This window comes from Thauera sp. GDN1, from assembly GCF_029223545.1.
In the GTDB taxonomy this organism is placed as follows: domain Bacteria; phylum Pseudomonadota; class Gammaproteobacteria; order Burkholderiales; family Rhodocyclaceae; genus Thauera.
This window is the reverse complement of the sequence record NZ_CP097870.1, coordinates 767,557-787,026: the sequence shown is the minus strand read 5'-3', so window position 1 is coordinate 787,026 and position 19,470 is coordinate 767,557. Positions and strand designations below refer to the sequence as shown.

Genomic DNA, 19,470 nt, shown 5'->3' with positions numbered 1-19,470 from the left:
GCGCGAGCGGGCAGGCGCCGCATCAGTGATGCGCAGCGCGGGTGTCGTCGCTGTCGTCGTCCTCGTCCGGGTCGGGCAGGCTCTCGAAGGTGCTCCAGCCCTGCGCACGACCGGTCGGCGGCAGGCCCTCGCGCAGCTCGGCATGCTCGTGCAGGTGCGCCTTGGCGATGAAGTGCGCGCTGATCGGCGCGGTCAGGAACAGGAAGGCGGTGATCAGCACCTCGTGGATCGACAGGTCGCCCTCGAAACCGGCGAAGAACACCATCGAGGCCGCCAGCGCGCCGCCGACGCCGAGCGTGGTGGCCTTGGTCGGCGCATGCAGGCGGGTCAGCAGATCGGGCAGCTTGACCATGCCCACCGAGCCCACCAGGGCGAAGAAGCCGCCGAGCACGATCAGCACCGATACGACCAGTTCGAGCAGGAATTCCATGCCGTACCCCCCGCTCACTCGATGACGTCGCCGCGCAGCACGAAGCGGCAGTAGGCGACGGTGGAAATGAAGCCGAACATCGCGAACAGCAGCGCGGCCTCGAAGAAGATCGTGGTGCGCTGCTGGATGCCGAACAGGATGATGAGCGCGATGATGTTGATCACCATGGTGTCGACGGCCAGCACGCGGTCCATCAGCGAGGGGCCGCGGAACAGCCGCCACAGGTTGAGCAGCGCGGCGAGCGAGAGCGCGAAGAAGCCGAAATCGAGCGCGTATCCGATCACGGGAAGATCTCCTTGAGGCGGGCCTCGTAGCGGTCCTTCATGGCGCGGACCGCCTCCTCGGCATCGGGGGCGTCCAGGCAGTGCACCAGCAGGCTGCGGCCGTCGGCCGAGAGGTCGCAGGACACCGTACCCGGCGTCATCGTGATGGTGCCGGCGAGCACGGTGATCGCCTCGGGCGAGCGCAGCTCCAGCGGCAGCACCACCCAGCGCACGTCGAGCCTGGCCGCTGGACGGAACAGAATCAGGCGCGTGACCTGCAGGTTGGCCACCACCACGTCCCAGGCCACCAGCCCCAGATAGGACAGCGCCTTGCGATAGGACTTGATCGGCGGGCGTTCGGGCCAGAACTGGCTGGTCAGGCGCGAGATGACGATCGCCAGCCCCCCCCCCACCAGCAGGCCGCCGACGCTGAACTCGTTGAGCAGCAACATCCACAGCAGCACCAGCATCAGAGCCAGCCAGGGATGGGGCAGCCAGCGCTCGAAGCGGCTGCGGGTGTCGGTGACAGGCGGTCGGACGGCCATCAGCGCACCTCTCCTGCGGTGCCGAGCACCGCCTCGATGTAGCCCGCCGGCGCGTAGAGCTGCGCAGCGGTGAGTTCCAGCCAGGCGTGAACCGGCCCTGCGAACACGGTCAGCAGTGCCAGGCAGGCGAGCAGTCCGCCGACCGCGACGAAGGGCAGCGCATCCGCGCGATGGGCCGCCACCGGCCCGGGCGGGAGGGCATGAGGCTTCCAGAACAGCAGGCTGCCGCCGCGCGAGAAACCCACGATGGCGATCAGCGAGGTCGACAGGATCAGCGCCCACAACCAGGTCGCGTGCGTCGATGCCCGCACCGCGTCCAGCACCAGCAGCTTGCCGACGAAGCCGGACAGCGGCGGCATGCCGGTGATCGCGATCGCGGCGACGAAGAACAGGGTCGCGATCAGCCCGCCCTGGGCGATGCGCGCCGCCGGGACCAGGCGGTCGCGCAACAGGCCGCGGCGCTCGGCGACCAGGTCGGCGATCAGGAACAGGGTGCCCGCGGCCAGCGTGGAGTGGATCAGGTAGTACAGCGCGGCGCTGGTGGCCTGCTCGGTGAACACCGCCACCGTGGACAGCAGCATGCCCATCGAGCCGATCACCGCGAAGCTCGCCATCTGGCCCAGACTGCGCGCGGCGAGGACACCGGTCATGCCCAGCACCAGGGTGACCAGCGCCGCCGGCAGCAGCCAGGGCGCGGCCAGCCACGCCGCCGCGCCGGCATCGGCGCCGAAGGCGAGCACGTACAGGCGGATGATGGAGTACGCACCGACCTTGGTCATGATCGCGAACAGCGCCGCGACCGGACCCGGCGCGTTGGCGTAGGTCCCGGGCAGCCAGAAGTGCACCGGCACCAGCGCCGCCTTGACCGCGAACACCAGCAGCAGCAGCAGCGCCCCGGTCTGCAGCAGGGCCTGGTCGGCCGCCGGCACCTGCGGCACCTTCAGCGCCAGGTCGGCCATGTTGAGCGTCCCGGTGACGCTGTAGATCATGCCGACCGCGATCAGGAACACCGAGGAACCCACCAGGTTGGTGACCACGTACTGCACGCCGGCCTTCACCCGCAACCCGCCGCCGCCATGCACCATCAGGCCGTAGGAGGCGATCAGCAGGATCTCGAAGAACACGAACAGGTTGAAGAAATCGCCGGTCAGGAAGGCGCCGTTGATGCCCATCAGCTGGAACTGGTAGAGCGGGTGGAAATGCTTGCCGCGCAGGTCCCAGCCGTTGATCGCGTACAGCAGCACCCCCAGGCCGAGCACCGCGCCGAGCAGCAGCATCAGCGCCGACAGGCGGTCGAGCGCGAGCACGATGCCGAAGGGCGCCGGCCACGCGCCGAGCACATAGGTGCGCACGCTGCCGTCGCTGGCGGCGACGAACAGGCCGAGCGCGATCGCCACCATCGCCACCATCGACGCCACCGAGAACACGCGCGCCAGCACCCGGTCGTAGCGCGCGGCCATCACCAGCAGCGCGCCGACCACCGCCGGCACCAGGATGGGCAGGATCAGGGCGTGATTCATGCGCGTGCCCCGCCCTTCTTCGCGCCCGGCCCGGCCGCCTGCTTGCGGCCGCGCTGCTTCCAGTCGTCGTCGCTGGCCTCGGGCGAGGCGTCGCCGGGGAGGTCGACGTGGTCGTTGCCGGTCTCCAGATAGGCGCGCAGCGCCATCACCACCACCACCGCGGTCATGCCGAAGGAGATCACGATCGCGGTCAGCACCAGCGCCTGCGGCAGCGGATCGATGTAGGACACCGCGTCGGCGGAGATCACCGGCGGCCGGTTGATCGCCAGGCGGCCGGTGGCGAACAGGAACAGGTTGGTGGCGTAGGTGAGCAGCGACAGGCCGATCACCACCGGGAAGGTGCGCGCGCGCAGCACCAGGTAGATGCCGGCGGCGGTCATCACGCCGATCGCGCTGGCGACGAGGAATTCCATCAGCCCTGCTCCTTGTGCGGGGACGCGCTCGGATCCACGTCCATCGCCGTCCTGTTGATCGTGCCCGGGCTGGTCCACCGCCCCATGCGCGACAGATTGGCCAGCGCCAGCATCACCGCGCCGACCACGGTCAGGAACACGCCGGTATCGAAGGCCATCGCGCTGGCGAGCTCGAACTCGCCCACCAGCGGCAGGTGGAAGTGGCCGAAGGTCGAGGTGAGGAAGGGCTGGTCGAGCACCATCGCGGCGCCCCCGGTCGCGGCTGCGACCAGCACGCCGGAACCTATCATCGCGTGGTAATTGACCTTCACCCGGTGCGCGGCCCAGCCGAAGCCGCTCGCCATGTACTGCATGATCAGCGCGATCGACACCACCAGCGCGGCGATGAAGCCGCCGCCCGGCTGGTTGTGGCCGCGCAGGAAGATGTAGGCGCCGACCAGCATCGCCAGCGGCAGCATCACCCGGGTGGCGACCACCATGATCAGCGGATGGCGGTCTGCCGACTGCGGCAGGTCGGGCGACCACGCGCTCAGGCGGCGACCGACACGGCCGAACAGCGCGCCGTCGAGCAGGGCGTAGATGGTCAGCGCAGCGATGCCGAGCACGGTGATCTCGCCGAAGGTGTCGAAGCCGCGGAAGTCGACCAGGATCACGTTCACCACGTTGGTGCCGCCGCCGCCCGACACCGAATTCTCCAGGTAGTAGTGCGACAGCGAGGTGCCGTCGCGGGTCAGCATCGCCCAGCTCGCGCCCGCCATGCCCAGGCCGGCGATCACCGCCAGCACGCCGTCGCGCAGGTGACGCAGCGGATCGGCGCGCACCGACGAACTCGCCGGCCCCTCCTTGGGCAGGAAGTAGAGCGCGAGCAGGATCAGGATCACCGTGGCCACTTCCACCGAGATCTGCGTCAGCGCGAGGTCGGGCGCGGACAGGTAGATGAAGGCCACGCACACGATCAGGCCGACCGTGCCCGCCACCAGCACCGCCAGCACGCGGCGGCGGAACAGCACCACGGTGAGCGCACTGCCGCCCACCAGCAGCACCCAGGCCACGATCGCGGCCGGATGCGCCGGCAGCAGCTCGCGCGTTCCCGCCGCATGCGGCGCGTTGAAGAAGGCCGCGAAGCCGACGGCGGTGAATGCGATCAGCGCGAAGGCGAGGTAGCGCTGCAGCGAGCCGTTGTGCAGACCGTGGGTCAGGCGCTGCGCGAGCGCCGCGGCGGCGGCGATGAAGGCGTCGAACATCGCCTTGGCCTCCGGATGCGGGCCGGCCCGCCAGACCGCGCGCACGCGGGCATAGGCCGCCAGCGCGCCGAGACCGACCACCACCGCGACCGCCGACAGGCCGAGCGCCGGGGTGACGCCGTGCCACAGCGCGAGGTGGTAATCCATCAGCGCACCACCTGTCACCGCGCGCGCCACCACCGCCACCAGCGGACCGGCGACGGCGTCGGGGAACAGCCCGATCGCCACCACCAGCACCACCAGCAGCGCGGGCGGCAACCACATGCCGGCGGGCGGATCGTGCGGCTTGTGCGGGTAGTCGCCGCGGCGCGGACCGAAGAACACATGCACGATGTAGCGGAACGAATATGCCACCGAGAAGCAGGCCGCCAGGGTGGCCAGCGCGGCGACGATCCAGCCGTTGCCCAGCCAGGTCGTGTCGACCGCCTCATGGAGCATCATCTCCTTGGAGATGAAGCCGTTGAAGGGCGGCAGGCCGGCCATCGACGCGCCTGCGACCATCGCCATGGTCGCGGTGATCGGCATCAGCTGCAGCAGGCCGCCCAGGCGCCTGATGTCGCGCGTGCCGGCCTCGTGGTCGACGATGCCGGCGTTCATGAACAGCGCCGCCTTGAAGGTGGCGTGGTTGAGGATGTGGAACACCGCCGCCACCGCCGCCAGCGGGGTGCCGAAGCCGAGCAGCATGGTCACCAGGCCGAGGTGGCTGACGGTGGAATAGGCCAGCAGGCCCTTGAGGTCGTCCTTGAACAGCGCGATGCCGGCCGCCACCAGCATGGTCACCAGGCCGGTGGTCGCCACCAGGTAGAACCACTCGCTGGTGCCGGCGAGCACCGGCCACATGCGCGCCATCAGGAACAGCCCCGCCTTCACCATCGTCGCCGAGTGCAGGTAGGCCGACACCGGCGTGGGCGCCGCCATCGCGTGCGGCAGCCAGAAGTGGAAGGGGAACTGCGCGCTCTTGGTGAAGCAGCCGGCGAGGATCAGCACCAGCGCCGGCAGGTACAGCGGCGAGGCCTGGATCGCGTCCTTGTGCTGCAGGATGTCGGTCAGGTTGTAGGAGCCGGCGATGTCGCCCAGGATCAGCATGCCGGCGATCATCGCCAGCCCGCCGGCGCCGGTCACGGTGAGCGCCATGCGCGCGCCCTGGCGACCCTCGGGCAGGTGCTTCCAGTAACCGATCAGCAGGAAGGACGACAGGCTGGTGAGCTCCCAGAACACCAGCAGCAGCAGGATGTTGTCCGACAGCACCACGCCCACCATGGCGCCCTGGAACAGCAGCAGGTAGGTGTAGAACACCCCCATCGGGTCGTCCTTGGCTAGGTAGAAGCGCGCATAGACGATGATCAGCATGCCGATGCCCAGGATCAGGCCGGCGAAGAACAGGCCGAGGCCGTCGAGGAAGAAGCTCGCCTGCAGGCCGAGCGCCGGCAGCCAGTCCCAGCTCGCGGTCACCACCTCGCCGCGGAACACGGCCGGCGCATTGGACATCAGCAGGGCGAAGGCCAGCAGGGTGAACGCCAGCGTGCCGGCGGCGCAGGCGCTGCGGCCGGCGCGGATCATCAGCGCCGGGAACAGCGCGCCGATGAAGGGCAGCAACACGATCAGGACGAGACTCATCGAGGCATCCGGCAGGGGGTCGGGGTGACGGGAAGGAGATGGCTCCGGTGCGGCGCAGGCCGCGCCAGTCGAGGCGGACCGTGTGTTTCGGCCAAAGTATATAGCGAAGCCGGCCAACCACCGCATGACGCGCTATTTCACTAGGCGAAATCAACGCAGGCGGTTACCATTTCATCAGGTGATATCGCCTGCACCATTCCGAATCCGCCGTGGCCACCAACAAGACCGAATCCAGCACGACCAGCGAAGCCAAGACCTCGATCCAGGTGATCGAGCGCATGATGAAGCTGCTCGACGTGCTCGCCCAGCACGCCGACCCCGTCCCGCTCAAGCAGCTCGCGCTCGAGACCGGGCTGCACCCCTCGACCGCGCACCGCATCCTCGGGGCGATGACCCACAGCGGCTTCGTCGAACGCTCCGACGCCGGCATCTATCGCCTGGGCATCCGCCTGCTCGAACTCGGCAGCATCGTGAAGTCGCGCATCTCGTTGCGCGAGACCGCGATGCCCTACATGCTCAAGCTGCACGCCGCAACCGGCGAGAGCGTGAACCTGGGCGTGCGCGCCGGTGACGAGATCGTCTATGTCGAGCGCACCTCGAGCGGCCGCGCCTCGGTGCGCGTGGTGCACATCGTCGGCGCACGCGCGCCGCTCCACACCACCGCCACCGGCAAGCTGTTCCTGGTCGAGGACGGGCTCGAGCGCATCCGCGACTACGCGCGCCGCACCGGCCTGCCGGCGTCGACCCCGGCCTCGATCATCACCCTGCCCGCACTGGAAAAGGAACTCGACCGCGTGCGCCGCCACGGCGTGGCCTTCGACCTCGACGAGGTGGAAGCGGGGGTGCGCTGCATCGCCGCCGGCATCCGCGACGACGGCGGCGAACTGGTCGCCGGCCTGTCGCTGTCGACCCCCTCGGAGCGTTTCAATCCCGACTGGGCGCCGCTGGTCAAGGAAACGGCCGACGAGATCTCGCGCGCACTCGGCCATCTGCCGGCACGCGCCTGACGCCGCATTCACACGAAGGCGCCGGGGCATGCACCCGGCGCCGCATCATCAGCCGTCGATGCCCTTGCCTGCGGCCGCCACGCGCTGGGTCGTGTTCTGCTCGAGCCACTTGCGCACGCGCTTGGCGTCGGCGGTGCGGGTATAGCGCCCCTGCGAATCCATCAGCACCATCACCACCGGCTGCTGGTGCAGCCAGGTCTGCATCACCAGGCAGCGTCCGGCTTCGGAGATGTAACCGGTCTTGGACACGCTGATCGCCCACTCCGGGCTGCGCACCAGGCTGTTGGTGTTGCCGAAGCGATGCGTGCGGCCATTGATGTCGACGTAGCGCTCGGGCGAGGTCGAGAACTGGCGGATCAGCGGATAGGACGCCGAGGCCGCGACCAGCTTGGCGAGGTCGCGCGGACTGGAGACGTTGGCCGGGTTGAGGCCGGTGCTGTCGTGGAAGCGGGTGTTCCACAGGCCGAGCAGGCGGGCCTTGACGTTCATCGCCTCGACGAAGGCGGCTTCGCCCCCCGGGTAGTTGCGCGCCAGCGCGGAGGCCGCGCGGTTCTCAGACGACATCAGCGCCAGGTGCAGCATGTCCTCGCGCGTCAGCGCGGTACCGAGCGACAGCCGCGAACCGGTGCCCTTCAGGCGGTCGATGTCGCCCTCGGTGATGACGAGCTGCTCGGACAGGCCCAGGCCGGAATCCAGCACCACCATCGCCGTCATCAGCTTGGTGATGGAGGCGATCGGCAGCACCGCCGAGCCGTTGCGCTCGAGCAGCACCTCGCCGGTATTCTGGTTGATCACGTAAAAGGCGCTGGAACCCAGCACCGGCATGCCGCCGGCGTCGACGGCGAGCGCCTCGTCGGGCTCGCTGGCCAGCACCGATGCCGGAGCGAGCGCCAGCGCGGCCGGAGCAGCCTTGCGCAGGCTCACGCGCACCGGCGCCGCCTTGCTGCGTGCCGCCTTCGCGGCTGATTTCTTCGTGGTCTTCGCCTGGCTCGCCACCTTGCCCTTCGCGGCCGGCTTGGCGGCGGCCTTCTTCGCGGCGGCCGACTTGGCCGCCACCGCCTTCGGCTTGACCGCCGCCTTCTTCGCAGTGCTCTTGGCAGCCGCCGCAGCCTTCGCGGAGGTCCGGCTGGTACTGGTGGCGGCGTTGGCCGCTCCGGATTGCAGCGCGAACAGCGCGGCAAAGGCGGCGACGAGGATTCTGAGCTTCATGGCGGCGGCAGGCAGAAAGGGGAGCAGGCGGGATGCGCTGCGTTTCGGTTTAAAAATAAGCAGATACAAAAAGGATTTCAAGCCGTTTCGAAGAACGGCGTGAAATTTTCCCACATTCGCGACGGATCGGGCCCCGCCGTGCGGAAGAAATCCGCCGCCTCGTCGCCCGCCGCCCGCTACTCCAGGCGCAGGAAGCGCCGCAATTCCGGAGCGCGCGCCATCGCGTCATGGTAGCCGAGCTCGATCAGCGCCCGGGTGAAGCCGGGCTCGAACAGCAGGTAGGAGAGCAGCGTCGACCCCTCGCGGCGCAGCGTCCCCAGCCCGCGCAGCACGGTCCGCAGCAGCGCGGGCAGGCTGCGGGCGTGTCTACCCGCTATTGTATCCAGCCGTTGCGAGGGCAGGATGACCAGCGTCTCGATCGGACGGAACGGAATGCCGGCCGCCACGCGCTGCGCGGGCGTGATCCGCCCCACGGTGTCGTTGATGCGCGCCAGGCTCTCCAGATCCACCTCCAGCGTGTCGAGGAAGATGCTGGACAGGGCGTGGCCGGCGATCTGCGCGGGCGAGGGATAGCGTTCGGCGCGCACTCGCCCCTCCTCCTCCGTGCGCCCGGCACCGATCACCAGGATGCGGTCGGCGCCGAGGTGGATCGCCGGGCTCACCGGCGCGAGCTGGCGCATCGAGCCGTCGCCGAAGTACTCGCGATGGATCCTGACCGCGGGGAAGACGAAGGGCAGCGCCGCGCTGGCCATCAGGTGCTCGATGTGCAGTTCGCTGCGCACGCCGACCCGCTGCGCGCGCCGCCACGGCAGGATGTCGATCGAGCCCTGGAAGAAGGCGAGGCTCTCGCCGGTGCCGTAGCCGGAGGCGGTGACGCTCACCGCATGGAGGTCGCCGCGCTTGATCGCCGCATCGATCGCCGACAGGTCGAGCACGCGCTCGAGCAGGGCCTGCAGCGGCGCGTTGTCGAGCAGGGAGCGCGGCGTCTGGCGCAGCAGCCAGCCGCCGAACAGCGCGGAGCCCCAGCGCACGCCGCTGCCGAACAGCGCCGCCGGATCGACGCGATAGACGTCGTGCGCGTGCAGGCCGCGCCAGACGCGGTCGATGTGGCGCACGGCGCGGCCGAAGTCGCCCGCGTGCACGGCGAGCGCAGCGGCATTGATCGCGCCGGCCGAGGTCCCGCACAGGATGGGAAAGGGATTTCCCGGGCGCCGGCCACGGAGCTCGCGGATGGCCTTGAGCACGCCGACCTGATAGGCCGCGCGCGCGCCACCGCCGGTGAGTACCAGTGCCGCGCGCCCCTCGTGCCCGTCCATTGCCGCCCCCGCTCACATCCCGGCACCAGCATGGCGCAGGGCGCGAGCGGCAGGCAAGGGCAAATGTCGCGTCGCCGTCCTCAGCCGGCCTGCCCCGCCTCGACCACGGTGAGCGCGGTCATGTTGATGATGCGGCGCACGGTGGCCGAGGGGGTCAGGATGTGCACCGGCTTGGAGGCGCCGAGCAGGATCGGCCCCACCGTCATGCCGCTGCCGGCCGCGTTCTTCAGCAGGTTGAAGGCGATGTTGGCCGCGTCCAGGGTCGGGAAGATCAGCAGGTTGGCGTCCTCGCGCATCTTCGCGTTGGGGAAGATCTGCAGGCGGTGCCTGGCGTCGAGCGCCGAGTCGCCGTGCATCTCGCCTTCGACCTGGAGCTCGGGGTGACGCTCGTGCAGCAGGCGCAGCGCGGTGCGCATCTTCTCCGCGGTCGGCGAGTCGGCCGAGCCGAAGGACGAATGCGACAGCAGCGCGATGCGCGGCTCGATGCCGAAGCGCTTCATCTCCTCGGCGGCGAGCCGGGTCATCTCGACCACCTGCTCCGGCGTCGGGTCGTAGTTCACGTAGGTGTCGGCGAGGAAGACCGTGCGCTCGGGCAGGTTCAGCAGGTTCACCGTGTACAGGTGATCGACGCCCTCACGCCGGCCGAGCACGGTCTCGACGAACTCGCGGTGCAGGCGGTGCATGCCGTAGGTGCCGCAGATCAGGCCGTCGCCGTAGCCGAACTTCAGCAGCAGCGTGCCGATCAGCGTGGTGCGGCGGCGCACTTCCTTCTTGGCGTACTCCACCGACACGCCACGGCGCTCCATCAGGCTGTGGTAGTGCTGCCACAGCTCGTTGAAGCGCGGATCGGAATCCGGATTGACCAGCTCGAAGTCGCGCTCGACCGCCATGCGCAGGCCGAAGCGCTCGATGTTGTTGATCACCACGTCCGGACGGCCGATCAGGATCGGACGCGCCAGGCCTTCGTCGACGACCTGCTGCACCGCGCGCAGCACCTTCTCGGATTCGCCCTCGGAGAAGATGATGCGCTTCGGGTTCTCGCGCGCGGCGGCGAAAACCGGCTTCATGATCAGGCCGGAGTGCCAGATGAAGTTGTTGAGCTGGCCGCGGTAGGCATGCCAGTCGGTGATCGGGCGGGTCGCCACGCCCGAGGCCATGCCGGCCTCGGCCACCGCCGGCGCGATCTTGACGATCAGGCGCGGGTCGAAGGGGCGCGGGATGATGTACTCGGGGCCGAAGCCGCCGACCTTCTCGCCGTAGGCGGCGGCGACGATGTCGCTCTGCTCCACGCGCGCCAGTTCGGCGATCGCCTTCACCGCGGCGAGCTGCATCTCGTCGGTGATGGTGGTCGCGCCGACGTCGAGCGCGCCGCGGAAGATGAAGGGGAAGCACAGCACGTTGTTGACCTGGTTCGGATAGTCCGAACGGCCGGTGGCGATGATCGCGTCGTCGCGCACCTTCTTGACCTCGTCGGGAAGGATCTCCGGGGTCGGGTTGGCGAGCGCGAGGATCAGCGGGTTGGCCGCCATCTTCGCCACCATCTCGCCCTTGAGCACGCCGCCGGCCGACAGGCCGAGGAACACGTCCGCGCCCTCGATGACCTCGGCGAGCTTGCGGGCCTCGGTCTTCTTGGCGTAGCGCGCCTTGATCGGGTCCATCAGCGTGGTGCGGCCCTCATAGACCACGCCCTCGATGTCGGTGACCCAGATGTTCTCGACCGGGATGCCGAGCTTGACCAGCAGGCCCAGGCAGGCGAGCGCCGCAGCGCCGGCACCGGAGGTCACCAGCTTGACCTTCTTCAGGTCCTTGCCCTGCAGGTGCAGGCCGTTCAGGATCGCCGCGCCGACCACGATCGCGGTGCCGTGCTGGTCGTCGTGGAAGACCGGGATCTTCATGCGCTCACGCAGCTTCTGCTCGATGTAGAAGCACTCGGGGGCCTTGATGTCCTCGAGGTTGATGCCGCCGAAGGTGGGCTCGAGCGCCGCGATCATGTCGATCAGCTTGTCGGCGTCGGGCTCGTCGATCTCGAGGTCGAACACGTCGATGCCGGCGAACTTCTTGAACAGCACGCCCTTGCCCTCCATCACCGGCTTGGCCGCGAGCGGGCCGATGTTGCCCAGGCCGAGCACCGCGGTACCGTTGGTGACCACGCCGATGAGGTTGGAGCGCGCGGTCAGCTCGGCCGCCTGGGCCGGATCCTCGACGATCGCGTCGCAGGCCGCGGCCACGCCGGGCGAGTAGGCCAGCGACAGGTCGCGCTGGTTGGACAGCACCTTGGTGGGCGTCACCGAGATCTTGCCGGGACGCGGATAGCGGTGATAGTCGAGGGCTGCTGCGCGAATCAGTTCATCCATGGTGTCCTTCCTGTCTCGTCCTGTTCCTGGAGGTGTACTCGCCCCGCGCGGCCTGCAGATCCGGTCCGTGCGACAGCCACGCATGCGGGATTATCGAACCATAGCAAGTTTCGATAACTTTTCATATTACGGAAAACCGATCTGCTATATGAAACACGCCGATCAAACCCGGTCGTTCGCTGCAATTGCTCACGCTTCACCCACATCGCGGGGCGGGTGCCGTGGCATAATTATAGGCTTTCGACGGTCCCCTTCTCCGGAAGACGAAGGCCGCGATACGGGCGCCAGGCGCCCGGCAGCCCGCCGGCCGGGCAGTGTCACCTTGTCCGCGATGGCCGACCGACGGGAATGGTTTCGAATCACAGCACGGGAGAGCTGTACTCATGTCTCAGAACCACGCCCAGGCGGCCATTGCCGCTGCCCCCGAATACGTCCGCCACGAAGCCCTCAAGCAGTGGGTCGGCGAGATTGCCGCGCTGACCGAACCCGACCGCGTGGTCTGGTGCGACGGCTCGCAGGAGGAATACGACCGCCTGTGCGCCGAGATGGTCGAATCCGGCATGCTGATCAAGCTGAATCCGGAAAAGCGCAAGAACTCCTACCTCGCCTGGTCCGATCCTTCGGACGTCGCCCGCGTCGAGGACCGCACCTTCATCTGCTCGGCAAAGAAGGAAGACGCCGGCCCGACCAATAACTGGGAAGACCCCAAGGTCATGCGCGAAACCCTGAACGGTCTGTTCAAGAGTTCGATGCACGGCCGCACGATGTACGTCATCCCGTTCTCGATGGGCCCGCTCGGCAGCCCGATCGCCCACATCGGCGTCGAGATCTCGGACAGCCCCTACGTCGTCGCCAACATGCGCACCATGACCCGCATGGGCCGTGGCGCGATCGACGTGCTCGGCACCGATGGCGAATTCGTGCCCTGCGTGCACACCGTCGGCGCCCCGCTCGCCCACGGCGAGAAGGACAGCCGCTGGCCGTGCAACCCGACCACCAAGTACATCGTGCACTACCCCGAGACGCGCGAGATCTGGTCCTACGGCTCGGGCTACGGCGGCAACGCCCTGCTCGGCAAGAAGTGCTTCGCCCTGCGCATCGCCTCCACCATGGCGCGTGACGAAGGCTGGCTGGCCGAGCACATGCTGATCCTCGGCGTCGAGTCCCCGGAGGGCGAGAAGTCCTACGTCGCCGCAGCCTTCCCCTCGGCCTGCGGCAAGACCAACTTCGCCATGCTGATCCCGCCGAAGTCCTTCGACGGCTGGAAGATCACCACCGTCGGCGACGACATCGCCTGGATCAAGCCCGGCCCCGACGGCAAGTTCCGCGCCATCAACCCCGAGTTCGGCTACTTCGGCGTCGCCCCCGGCACCTCGGAGAAGACCAACTACAACGCGATGGCCACGCTCAAGGAAAACATCATCTTCACCAACGTCGCGCTGACCGACGACGGCGACGTGTGGTGGGAAGGCATGAGCAAGGAGGCCCCGGCCCACCTGGTGGACTGGCAGGGCAAGGACTGGACGCCCGAGATCGCCGCCGAAACCGGCCGCAAGGCGGCCCACCCCAACGCGCGCTTCACCGCCCCCGCCAGCCAGTGCCCGTCGATCGACCCGTCCTGGGAAGACCCCGCCGGCGTGCCGATCTCGGCCTTCATCTTCGGCGGCCGCCGCGCCACCACCGTGCCGCTGGTGTACCAGGCCTTCAACTGGAACTTCGGCGTGTACATGGCCTCGACCCTGGGCTCGGAAACCACCGCCGCCGCCTTCGGCGCGCAGGGCGTGGTGCGTCGCGATCCGTTCGCGATGCTGCCCTTCTGCGGCTACCACATGGGCGACTATTTCAACCACTGGCTGCGCATGGGCCACGTCGTCGAGGACACCCCGAAGATCTTCTGCGTGAACTGGTTCCGCATGGACGAGAAGGGCAACTTCATGTGGCCCGGCTTCGGCGAGAACATGCGCGTGCTGAGGTGGATCGTCGAACGCTGCCAGGGCAAGGTCCAGGCCAAGGAAACCGCGCTTGGCTGGATGCCGCGCTTCGACGACCTCGACTGGACCGGCGCCGAGATCAGCCGCGAGGAGTTCGACGCCCTGACCAAGGTCGACACCGACGCCTGGCGCACCGAGCTCAACTCGCACAAGGAGTGGTTCGACAAGCTGCAGGACCGCCTGCCGCGCCAGCTGGTCTTGAAGCGCGAGCTGTTCGAACTGGCGCTCAACACCGACTGAGCTCCGTGGGAGCGGCGGTAGCCGCGATTGAGGACTGTGGGAGCGGCGGTAGCCGCGATTGAGGACTGTGGGAGCGGCGGTAGCCGCGATTGAGGCGGACAGCCACGAGATCGCGGCTGCCGCCGCTCCCACAGGGCCCGCTCCACCGGGCAGTTCACGGCCCCGGCCGACACCAGAAAGCGCCCCCGGCGCTTTTTGCCTTTGTGCACACAGGAATCCACCATGCAGCGCTCACGCCGCCTCGACGCCATCCAGCCCTTCCACGTCATGGAACTGCTGCGCCGCGCGCGAGAGCTCGAGGCGCAGGGGCGGGACATCATCCACATGGAGGTCGGCGAGCCCGACTTTCCCACGCCGCAGCCCATCGTCGAGGCCGCGCAGCGCTTCATCGGCGGCGGCGACGTGCACTACACGCCCGCACTCGGCCTGCCCGCGCTGCGCGAGGCGATCGCACGCTTCTACCAGGACCGCCTGCGCGCCGACGTCGCGCCCGAGCGCATCATCGTCACCGCCGGCGCCTCCGGCGCGCTGATGCTGGCGCTGGCCGCCACCACCGATCCCGGCGACGCCTGGCTGCTGCCCGACCCCGGCTATCCGTCCAACCGCCATCTGATTCGCAGTTTCGAAGGCGTGGCGCGGGCGCTGGCGGTGGATGCCGCCACCCGCTACCAGCCCACCGCCGCCCAGGTCGACGCCGCGTGGACCGCCGACACCCGCGGCCTGATGGTGGCCACGCCCTCCAACCCCACCGGCACGCTGCTGAGCGTGGACGAGATCGCCGCGCTGCACGCCGTCACCCGCCGCCGCGGCGGGGTGCTGCTGGTCGACGAGATCTACCAGGGCCTGAGCTACGGCGTCGAGGCCGAGACCGCGCTCGCGCACCCGGCGCTCGAGGCCGCCGACGACCTGTTCGTGGTCAACAGCTTCTCCAAGTATTTCGGCATGACCGGCTGGCGCCTGGGCTGGCTGGTGGTGCCGCCGGGCTTCGCGCGCGAGATCGAGAAGCTCGCACAGCACTTCTTCATCTCGCCTTCGACGCCCGCGCAGCACGCCGCGCTCGCGGCCTTCGCACCCGGGACGATGGAGATCCTCGAAGCGCGCCGCCACGAATTCGGCGCGCGCCGCAACGTGCTGCTGCCGGCGCTGCGCGAACTCGGCTTCACCATCGCCACCGAGCCGCAGGGCGCGTTCTACGTCTATGCCGACGTGTCGCGCCTGAGCGACGACTCGGAGGCTCTGGCGCGGCGGCTGATCGAGGAAGCCGGCGTCGCCGCCACTCCCGGCCTGGATTTCGGCCACCATCTGCCGCGTCGCCACCTGCGCATCGCCTACACCACGCGCAGCGCGCGCCTGCTCGAGGCGGCCGAACGCATCCGCGCCCTCGGACTCGGCGCCTGAACCGTAAACGGCGACGGGCGGGGAGGATCTGCATCCACCCCGCCTGTCACGAATCCGGCCCCGCCCCTCGCCTGCCGCGGGAGGCGAGCGCGCATCAACCCGCCAGTTCGACGCCCGTGCGCGTGTCGGTACGCCCGGCGATCGTCATCAGCCGCTTCTTCAGCGCCATGACCTTGCGCGTGTAGCGCGCCTTCGGATCCTTCAGCGCGCCGTTGTAGTACTGCAGCGCGCGCTGCATGCTGCCGTAGCGCTGCAGGCCCTCGTGCAGCACGAGCGTGCCGACACGCACATTCACCACCGGATCGAACAGCGCATTGCGGCCGCGATTGGCGCCGAGCTTGTCCTTGTGGTAGCGCGGGATCACCTGCATCAGGCCCTGCGCGCCCATGTTGCTGACGGCGCGCGGATTGAAGCTCGACTCCACCGCCATGATGGCGACGATCAGCAGCGGATCGAAGCCGAGCTCCTCGGCGTGGGTCTCGGCGGCGGCGAGCGCGGGCTCGATGGTGTTCTCGGAGACGCGGTAGGTGTCGGCGATCCAGTCGCGGACGCGCGCCATCTCGGCGGAGAGCTCGCCCTCATCCTGCGCGAAGGGATCGGCCCCCAGCGCGTCCATACCCTTCACCGCCGGCTTGGCCAGCTTCAGCGTGGGCTCGGGCGCGGACTCGGGTTCCGGTGCCAGACGGATCGGCGGGGTGTAGCTCAGCACCGGCGCCACCGTCGCCAGAGTCATCGGCGGCGACACCCGCAGACCGAGTCCCGAGGCCATCGCCAGCTCCGACACCGTCGGCTCCACCGCGGTGTCGACGAAGGTATCGCTGAAGCGCACCTGGGTCGGGCCGTCGGTGGCGTTCGCCACATTCACCAGGCCGACGAGGCCGGCGGAAAGCATCACGCCGTGCGCGAGACCGAGCGCGGCAACGCCCGCCTGACGCGCGAGCGCGTTGAATCGAGTTGCGTGTTTCATGGTGTCCTCCATGCTGTGGCCTGAGCCGCCGCCTCGCCCCGCCCCGGATGCGGGGCTCGGCACGGCACCGCCGCTGTGGGCGGTGCCGACATCGCGCGGCGGGTAGGCCACGACGATGGGCAAGCGAACTCGGTCGCCAGTAGGTGTTCAAGCCCGTCGCCGCAACCAGACGACGGACCCCGCGGTGCGAGCGTCCATGAAACTGCGTCTACCCCGGGATGGGGAGGCGCCGCACCGATCAGAAATTGATAAATTGTTGCAACGCAACAGGAAGCGAATTCTATTCGTGGCGAAGCATTTTGTCAAAACATGCTATCCGCGTCGCGCCCCGCCCGCATGTCATGCGTGCCCGGAAAGCAGCGCGTGCAGCCGCTTCCAGTCGAAAAAAGGCCCCGGATCGGTCTTGCGACCGGGCGCGATGTCGGCGTGTCCGACCACCGCCTCGATCGGGTAGCGCCGCTTCAGGCGGGCGATCAGCGCCGCCAGGCGCTCGTACTGCACCGGCTCGAAGGGCATGGTGTCGCAGCCCTCGAGCTCGATGCCGACCGAGAAGTCGTTGCAGCGCTCGCGCCCGTTCCAGCACGACACCCCGGCATGCCAGGCGCGGCGCTCGGGATCGACGAAGCAGATCGTCTCGCCGTCGCGGCGGATGAAGTAGTGCGCCGACACCCGCAGGTGGTGGATGCTCGCGTAGTAGGGATGCGCCTCGGGGTCGAGGGCGTTGGAGAACAGCTGCTCCACGCCCGGCCCGCCGAACTCGTCGGGCGGCAGGCTGATGGCGTGGACGACGATCAACCGCACGGTCTCGCCGGGCGGGCGTTCGTCGTGGTTGCAGCACAGCGGGGTCAGGTCCTTCATGGATTCAGCACGGCGGCGGAAAGTCGGGAGTCTGCCCGATTTCCGCCTACTTGGTATCGACGTAGCCGATGCTGAACTGCGGCGCGCTGTTGATCACGTCCCAGCCCACCGTGGCCGCGCCGCTCTCGAAGGTGCGTCCGACGCCGAGATCGAGGCCGACGCGGTTCATCATCGGATACCAGCTCGCGCCCACCGAAGCCACCGTGCGGTCCTCGCGGTCATCCGACAGCACCTTCACCGACAGGCCGGGCCCGCCACCGCCGAAGTTGTAGTTGATGCCGAACATCACCGCGGGATCGGCATGGGCCGACATGGCGGCAAGGGCGAGGATCGAGCCGGCAAGCACTCTGCGCATGGTCTTCATCTCCTGATCGAGTCGCGAACACGCCCGCTGCGTGCGCGAACCTCGGAGGGACAGCCATGGCGGTGAAAAGTTGGCGGTGGATACGTTCTGATGCAGTTCGGCGCATCCACCGCCGCTCGCCAGGCTCAGAAGCTGTGGCGCAGGCCCAGGTTCACACCGCGCTGGTAGCCGTCCCCGCCCGCAACCCCGCCCGCCATCGCGTCGCCGATCGAGGCGTACAGGCCGCTGTCCTTGGCGGCGCGGTTGTTGTCGATGTCCGCGTACACCGCGTACAGCGCGGTGCGCTTGGACAGCGCGTGCTCGTAGCCGAGCGCCCACTGGCCGACCTCGGCATCCGCGCCGCCGGCCACGACTTCGGTCGTGCGCTCGACGTAGGAGGCGCGCACGGTGCCGGCCGCGCTGACCGGCACGGTCACGCCGACGAACCACTGCTTCGAGTCCTTGCCCTTGATCGCCGCCGAATCGGGGCTGAAGTCGGCGGCGCTGGCGCGGCGCAGGCCGTAGGAGGCGGCAAGCTTGACGACGCCGAAGTCGTAGGTGCCGGCGACGTCATACACGCGGACGGTCTCGCCGTCGTACAGGCCGGTGGACTTGGCGCGCATCTCCTGGAGGTGGATGCCGGCGAAGAGCGGGCCGTTGACGTATTGCGGCACGACGGACCAGGCGCGGATGTCGCCGACGTCGCCCTCGCCACGGTTGTCCGGGGATTCGTCGCCATCGACATTCTGCGTGAAGGCCGCGGAGACCGAGAACCCGCTCCAGGTCGGGGAGACGTAGGTGACGGCGTTGTCCCAGCGGTATTCGGTCAGGTAGACGCTGTTGTACTGGCCCGCGGTGCCGCTGCCGAAGGGGTCGACCGTCGCCGTGAGCAGGTAGCCGGCCGGGTACTGGCGGCCGAGCGCGACGGTGCCGAAGCCGCCGCCGAGGCTGACGAAGGACTGCCGCCCGAAGACCCTGCCGCCCTGCCCCAGCGTGCCGGTGTCGAGGTTGAAGCCCTGCTCGAGCACGAAGCCGGCCTTCATGCCGTTGCCGAGATCCTCCGTGCCCTTGAAGCCGAGGCGGCTCCCCGCGCTCATGCCCGAGTCGAGCGCCGAGCGGCTGCCCACCCGGTCGTCGATGTTGTCGCCGGACCATTTGTAGCCCATGTCGACAAGGCCGTAGATCGTGACGTTGGACTGCGCGAAGGCCGGCAGGGCGGCGAGGCCTGCAACGGCGAGGGCGATCAAGTTCTTCTGCATCTGCATCTCCATCTGCTTCGGTCGAAACACTGCAATCCGGCCTGATCAAGCGACCGGAACCCGAAGGCGAGGATAGGCAGGCCGTGTAAATGGCCGGCGCAGGATGGTTAATGCAGGGGACGCGTTTGTTAATGGCGGGCGGAATTCGGGTGAGATGCTCGCCTGCGGGTCGCTTGCAGGCGACGGCGCGGGTCGGCGCTTCGTGGAGGGCATGCGGGGAGCGCTGCTTGCTTTGGGAAGGTCATCGACCCGCTCTGCTCGAAGCAACAACCCGCTCGGCTCGAAGGCCTCGGAGAAGGACGCGCACGGGGTATTCCTTCCGAGGCTGCGGAACTCACCTTCGCTTCGCTCGGCTCGGACAGTCCTCGCCTCTTCAGGAACACCCCGCACGCATCCTGGGAACGTGGGCGCATCACTACGGAGAGGCAGAACCAGGGCGGGCGGAACCGGCTTCGCGCGAGATTCCGACTGTGGCCGCCTGCCTGTGGATGGAAGA

The 19,470-nt window shown here is 68.7% G+C and carries 16 protein-coding genes; 3 read left to right on the top strand and 13 right to left on the bottom strand.

The window, feature by feature from the left end; genetic code table 11:
• Positions 1 to 22: 22 nt before the first annotated feature.
• Genes CKCBHOJB_RS03540 through CKCBHOJB_RS03515 form a run of 6 tightly spaced genes read right to left on the bottom strand, consistent with a single transcriptional unit; the run spans position 23 to position 6,032 of the window.
• A complete protein-coding gene (locus tag CKCBHOJB_RS03540; protein WP_281050658.1) occupies positions 23 to 430 on the bottom strand; it encodes a Na+/H+ antiporter subunit G in 408 nt (135 codons plus the stop codon).
• A gap of 14 nt (positions 431 to 444) precedes the next feature.
• Complete coding sequence (locus CKCBHOJB_RS03535; protein ID WP_281050657.1) at positions 445 to 714, bottom strand: K+/H+ antiporter subunit F; 270 nt, start codon at positions 712 to 714, stop codon at positions 445 to 447.
• Positions 711 to 1,238: a Na+/H+ antiporter subunit E gene (locus CKCBHOJB_RS03530; protein ID WP_281050656.1), complete on the bottom strand. Its 528-nt coding sequence runs from the start codon at positions 1,236 to 1,238 to the stop codon at positions 711 to 713. The genes CKCBHOJB_RS03535 and CKCBHOJB_RS03530 overlap by 4 nt, the downstream gene beginning before the upstream one ends.
• Positions 1,238 to 2,758 carry a monovalent cation/H+ antiporter subunit D gene (locus CKCBHOJB_RS03525; RefSeq protein WP_281050655.1) on the bottom strand — a complete coding sequence of 507 codons (1,521 nt, stop codon included), beginning with the start codon at positions 2,756 to 2,758 and terminating at the stop codon, positions 1,238 to 1,240. Before CKCBHOJB_RS03525 ends, CKCBHOJB_RS03530 begins: the two co-directional genes overlap by 1 nt.
• Positions 2,755 to 3,171, bottom strand: a complete 417-nt coding sequence (locus tag CKCBHOJB_RS03520; protein WP_281050654.1) for a Na+/H+ antiporter subunit C — start codon at positions 3,169 to 3,171, stop codon at positions 2,755 to 2,757. Before CKCBHOJB_RS03520 ends, CKCBHOJB_RS03525 begins: the two co-directional genes overlap by 4 nt.
• Positions 3,171 to 6,032 (bottom strand): monovalent cation/H+ antiporter subunit A, encoded by a 2,862-nt coding sequence (locus CKCBHOJB_RS03515; protein WP_281050653.1) that lies wholly within the window; start codon positions 6,030 to 6,032, stop codon positions 3,171 to 3,173. Before CKCBHOJB_RS03515 ends, CKCBHOJB_RS03520 begins: the two co-directional genes overlap by 1 nt.
• 209 nt (positions 6,033 to 6,241) lie before the next feature.
• Here CKCBHOJB_RS03515 and CKCBHOJB_RS03510 point away from each other — a divergent pair, with 209 nt between their 5' ends.
• A complete protein-coding gene (locus CKCBHOJB_RS03510; RefSeq protein ID WP_281050652.1) occupies positions 6,242 to 7,039 on the top strand; it encodes an IclR family transcriptional regulator in 798 nt (265 codons plus the stop codon).
• Positions 7,040 to 7,087: 48 nt separating this feature from the next.
• Here CKCBHOJB_RS03510 and pbpG read toward each other — a convergent pair whose 3' ends face one another.
• The 3 genes from pbpG to CKCBHOJB_RS03495 form a co-directional block, all read right to left on the bottom strand.
• Entirely contained in the window at positions 7,088 to 8,248 is a 1,161-nt protein-coding gene (gene pbpG / locus CKCBHOJB_RS03505) for a D-alanyl-D-alanine endopeptidase (RefSeq protein ID WP_281050651.1), read from the bottom strand.
• A gap of 176 nt (positions 8,249 to 8,424) precedes the next feature.
• Positions 8,425 to 9,564, bottom strand: a complete 1,140-nt coding sequence (locus CKCBHOJB_RS03500; RefSeq protein ID WP_281050650.1) for a patatin-like phospholipase family protein — start codon at positions 9,562 to 9,564, stop codon at positions 8,425 to 8,427.
• 80 nt (positions 9,565 to 9,644) lie between these two features.
• Positions 9,645 to 11,918, bottom strand: coding sequence for an NADP-dependent malic enzyme (locus CKCBHOJB_RS03495; protein ID WP_281050649.1), 2,274 nt, complete (start codon positions 11,916 to 11,918; stop codon positions 9,645 to 9,647).
• Positions 11,919 to 12,301: 383 nt separating this feature from the next.
• Between CKCBHOJB_RS03495 and CKCBHOJB_RS03490 the strand changes: the two genes are divergently transcribed.
• Together CKCBHOJB_RS03490 and CKCBHOJB_RS03485 are read left to right on the top strand one after the other, a co-directional pair.
• Positions 12,302 to 14,149, top strand: a complete 1,848-nt coding sequence (locus CKCBHOJB_RS03490) for a phosphoenolpyruvate carboxykinase (GTP) (RefSeq protein WP_281050648.1) — start codon at positions 12,302 to 12,304, stop codon at positions 14,147 to 14,149.
• Between the two features lie 222 nt (positions 14,150 to 14,371).
• Positions 14,372 to 15,547 carry a pyridoxal phosphate-dependent aminotransferase gene (locus CKCBHOJB_RS03485; RefSeq protein WP_281050647.1) on the top strand — a complete coding sequence of 392 codons (1,176 nt, stop codon included), beginning with the start codon at positions 14,372 to 14,374 and terminating at the stop codon, positions 15,545 to 15,547.
• Positions 15,548 to 15,641: 94 nt separating this feature from the next.
• Here the strand turns inward: CKCBHOJB_RS03485 and CKCBHOJB_RS03480 are convergent, their stop codons facing one another.
• The 4 genes from CKCBHOJB_RS03480 to CKCBHOJB_RS03465 all read right to left on the bottom strand — a co-directional run bounded on the left by CKCBHOJB_RS03480 (position 15,642) and on the right by CKCBHOJB_RS03465 (position 18,974).
• On the bottom strand, positions 15,642 to 16,514 hold the full coding sequence (locus CKCBHOJB_RS03480; RefSeq protein ID WP_281050646.1) for a transglycosylase SLT domain-containing protein: 873 nt from the start codon (positions 16,512 to 16,514) through the stop codon (positions 15,642 to 15,644).
• A gap of 339 nt (positions 16,515 to 16,853) precedes the next feature.
• Positions 16,854 to 17,372: a 1,6-anhydro-N-acetylmuramyl-L-alanine amidase AmpD gene (gene ampD, locus CKCBHOJB_RS03475; RefSeq protein WP_281050645.1), complete on the bottom strand. Its 519-nt coding sequence runs from the start codon at positions 17,370 to 17,372 to the stop codon at positions 16,854 to 16,856.
• A gap of 46 nt (positions 17,373 to 17,418) precedes the next feature.
• Entirely contained in the window at positions 17,419 to 17,727 is a 309-nt protein-coding gene (locus tag CKCBHOJB_RS03470) for a hypothetical protein (RefSeq protein ID WP_281050644.1), read from the bottom strand.
• Between the two features lie 134 nt (positions 17,728 to 17,861).
• Positions 17,862 to 18,974 (bottom strand): porin, encoded by a 1,113-nt coding sequence (locus CKCBHOJB_RS03465; RefSeq protein WP_281050643.1) that lies wholly within the window; start codon positions 18,972 to 18,974, stop codon positions 17,862 to 17,864.
• Positions 18,975 to 19,470 lie beyond the last annotated feature (496 nt).

Excerpts from the sequence above, each read along its gene's own strand:
- CKCBHOJB_RS03540 (WP_281050658.1), bottom strand. The coding sequence starts at position 430 with ATGGAATTCCTGCTCGAACTGGTCGTATCGGTGCTGATCGTGCTCGGC.
- CKCBHOJB_RS03530 (WP_281050656.1), bottom strand. The coding sequence starts at position 1,238 with ATGGCCGTCCGACCGCCTGTCACCGACACCCGCAGCCGCTTCGAGCGC.
- CKCBHOJB_RS03525 (WP_281050655.1), bottom strand. The coding sequence starts at position 2,758 with ATGAATCACGCCCTGATCCTGCCCATCCTGGTGCCGGCGGTGGTCGGC.
- CKCBHOJB_RS03520 (WP_281050654.1), bottom strand. The coding sequence starts at position 3,171 with ATGGAATTCCTCGTCGCCAGCGCGATCGGCGTGATGACCGCCGCCGGC.
- CKCBHOJB_RS03515 (WP_281050653.1), bottom strand. The coding sequence starts at position 6,032 with ATGAGTCTCGTCCTGATCGTGTTGCTGCCCTTCATCGGCGCGCTGTTC.
- pbpG (WP_281050651.1), bottom strand. The coding sequence starts at position 8,248 with ATGAAGCTCAGAATCCTCGTCGCCGCCTTTGCCGCGCTGTTCGCGCTG.
- CKCBHOJB_RS03500 (WP_281050650.1), bottom strand. The coding sequence starts at position 9,564 with ATGGACGGGCACGAGGGGCGCGCGGCACTGGTACTCACCGGCGGTGGC.
- CKCBHOJB_RS03495 (WP_281050649.1), bottom strand. The coding sequence starts at position 11,918 with ATGGATGAACTGATTCGCGCAGCAGCCCTCGACTATCACCGCTATCCG.
- CKCBHOJB_RS03490 (WP_281050648.1), top strand. The coding sequence starts at position 12,302 with ATGTCTCAGAACCACGCCCAGGCGGCCATTGCCGCTGCCCCCGAATAC.
- CKCBHOJB_RS03485 (WP_281050647.1), top strand. The coding sequence starts at position 14,372 with ATGCAGCGCTCACGCCGCCTCGACGCCATCCAGCCCTTCCACGTCATG.
- CKCBHOJB_RS03480 (WP_281050646.1), bottom strand. The coding sequence starts at position 16,514 with ATGAAACACGCAACTCGATTCAACGCGCTCGCGCGTCAGGCGGGCGTT.
- ampD (WP_281050645.1), bottom strand. The coding sequence starts at position 17,372 with ATGAAGGACCTGACCCCGCTGTGCTGCAACCACGACGAACGCCCGCCC.
- CKCBHOJB_RS03470 (WP_281050644.1), bottom strand. The coding sequence starts at position 17,727 with ATGCGCAGAGTGCTTGCCGGCTCGATCCTCGCCCTTGCCGCCATGTCG.
- CKCBHOJB_RS03465 (WP_281050643.1), bottom strand. The coding sequence starts at position 18,974 with ATGCAGAAGAACTTGATCGCCCTCGCCGTTGCAGGCCTCGCCGCCCTG.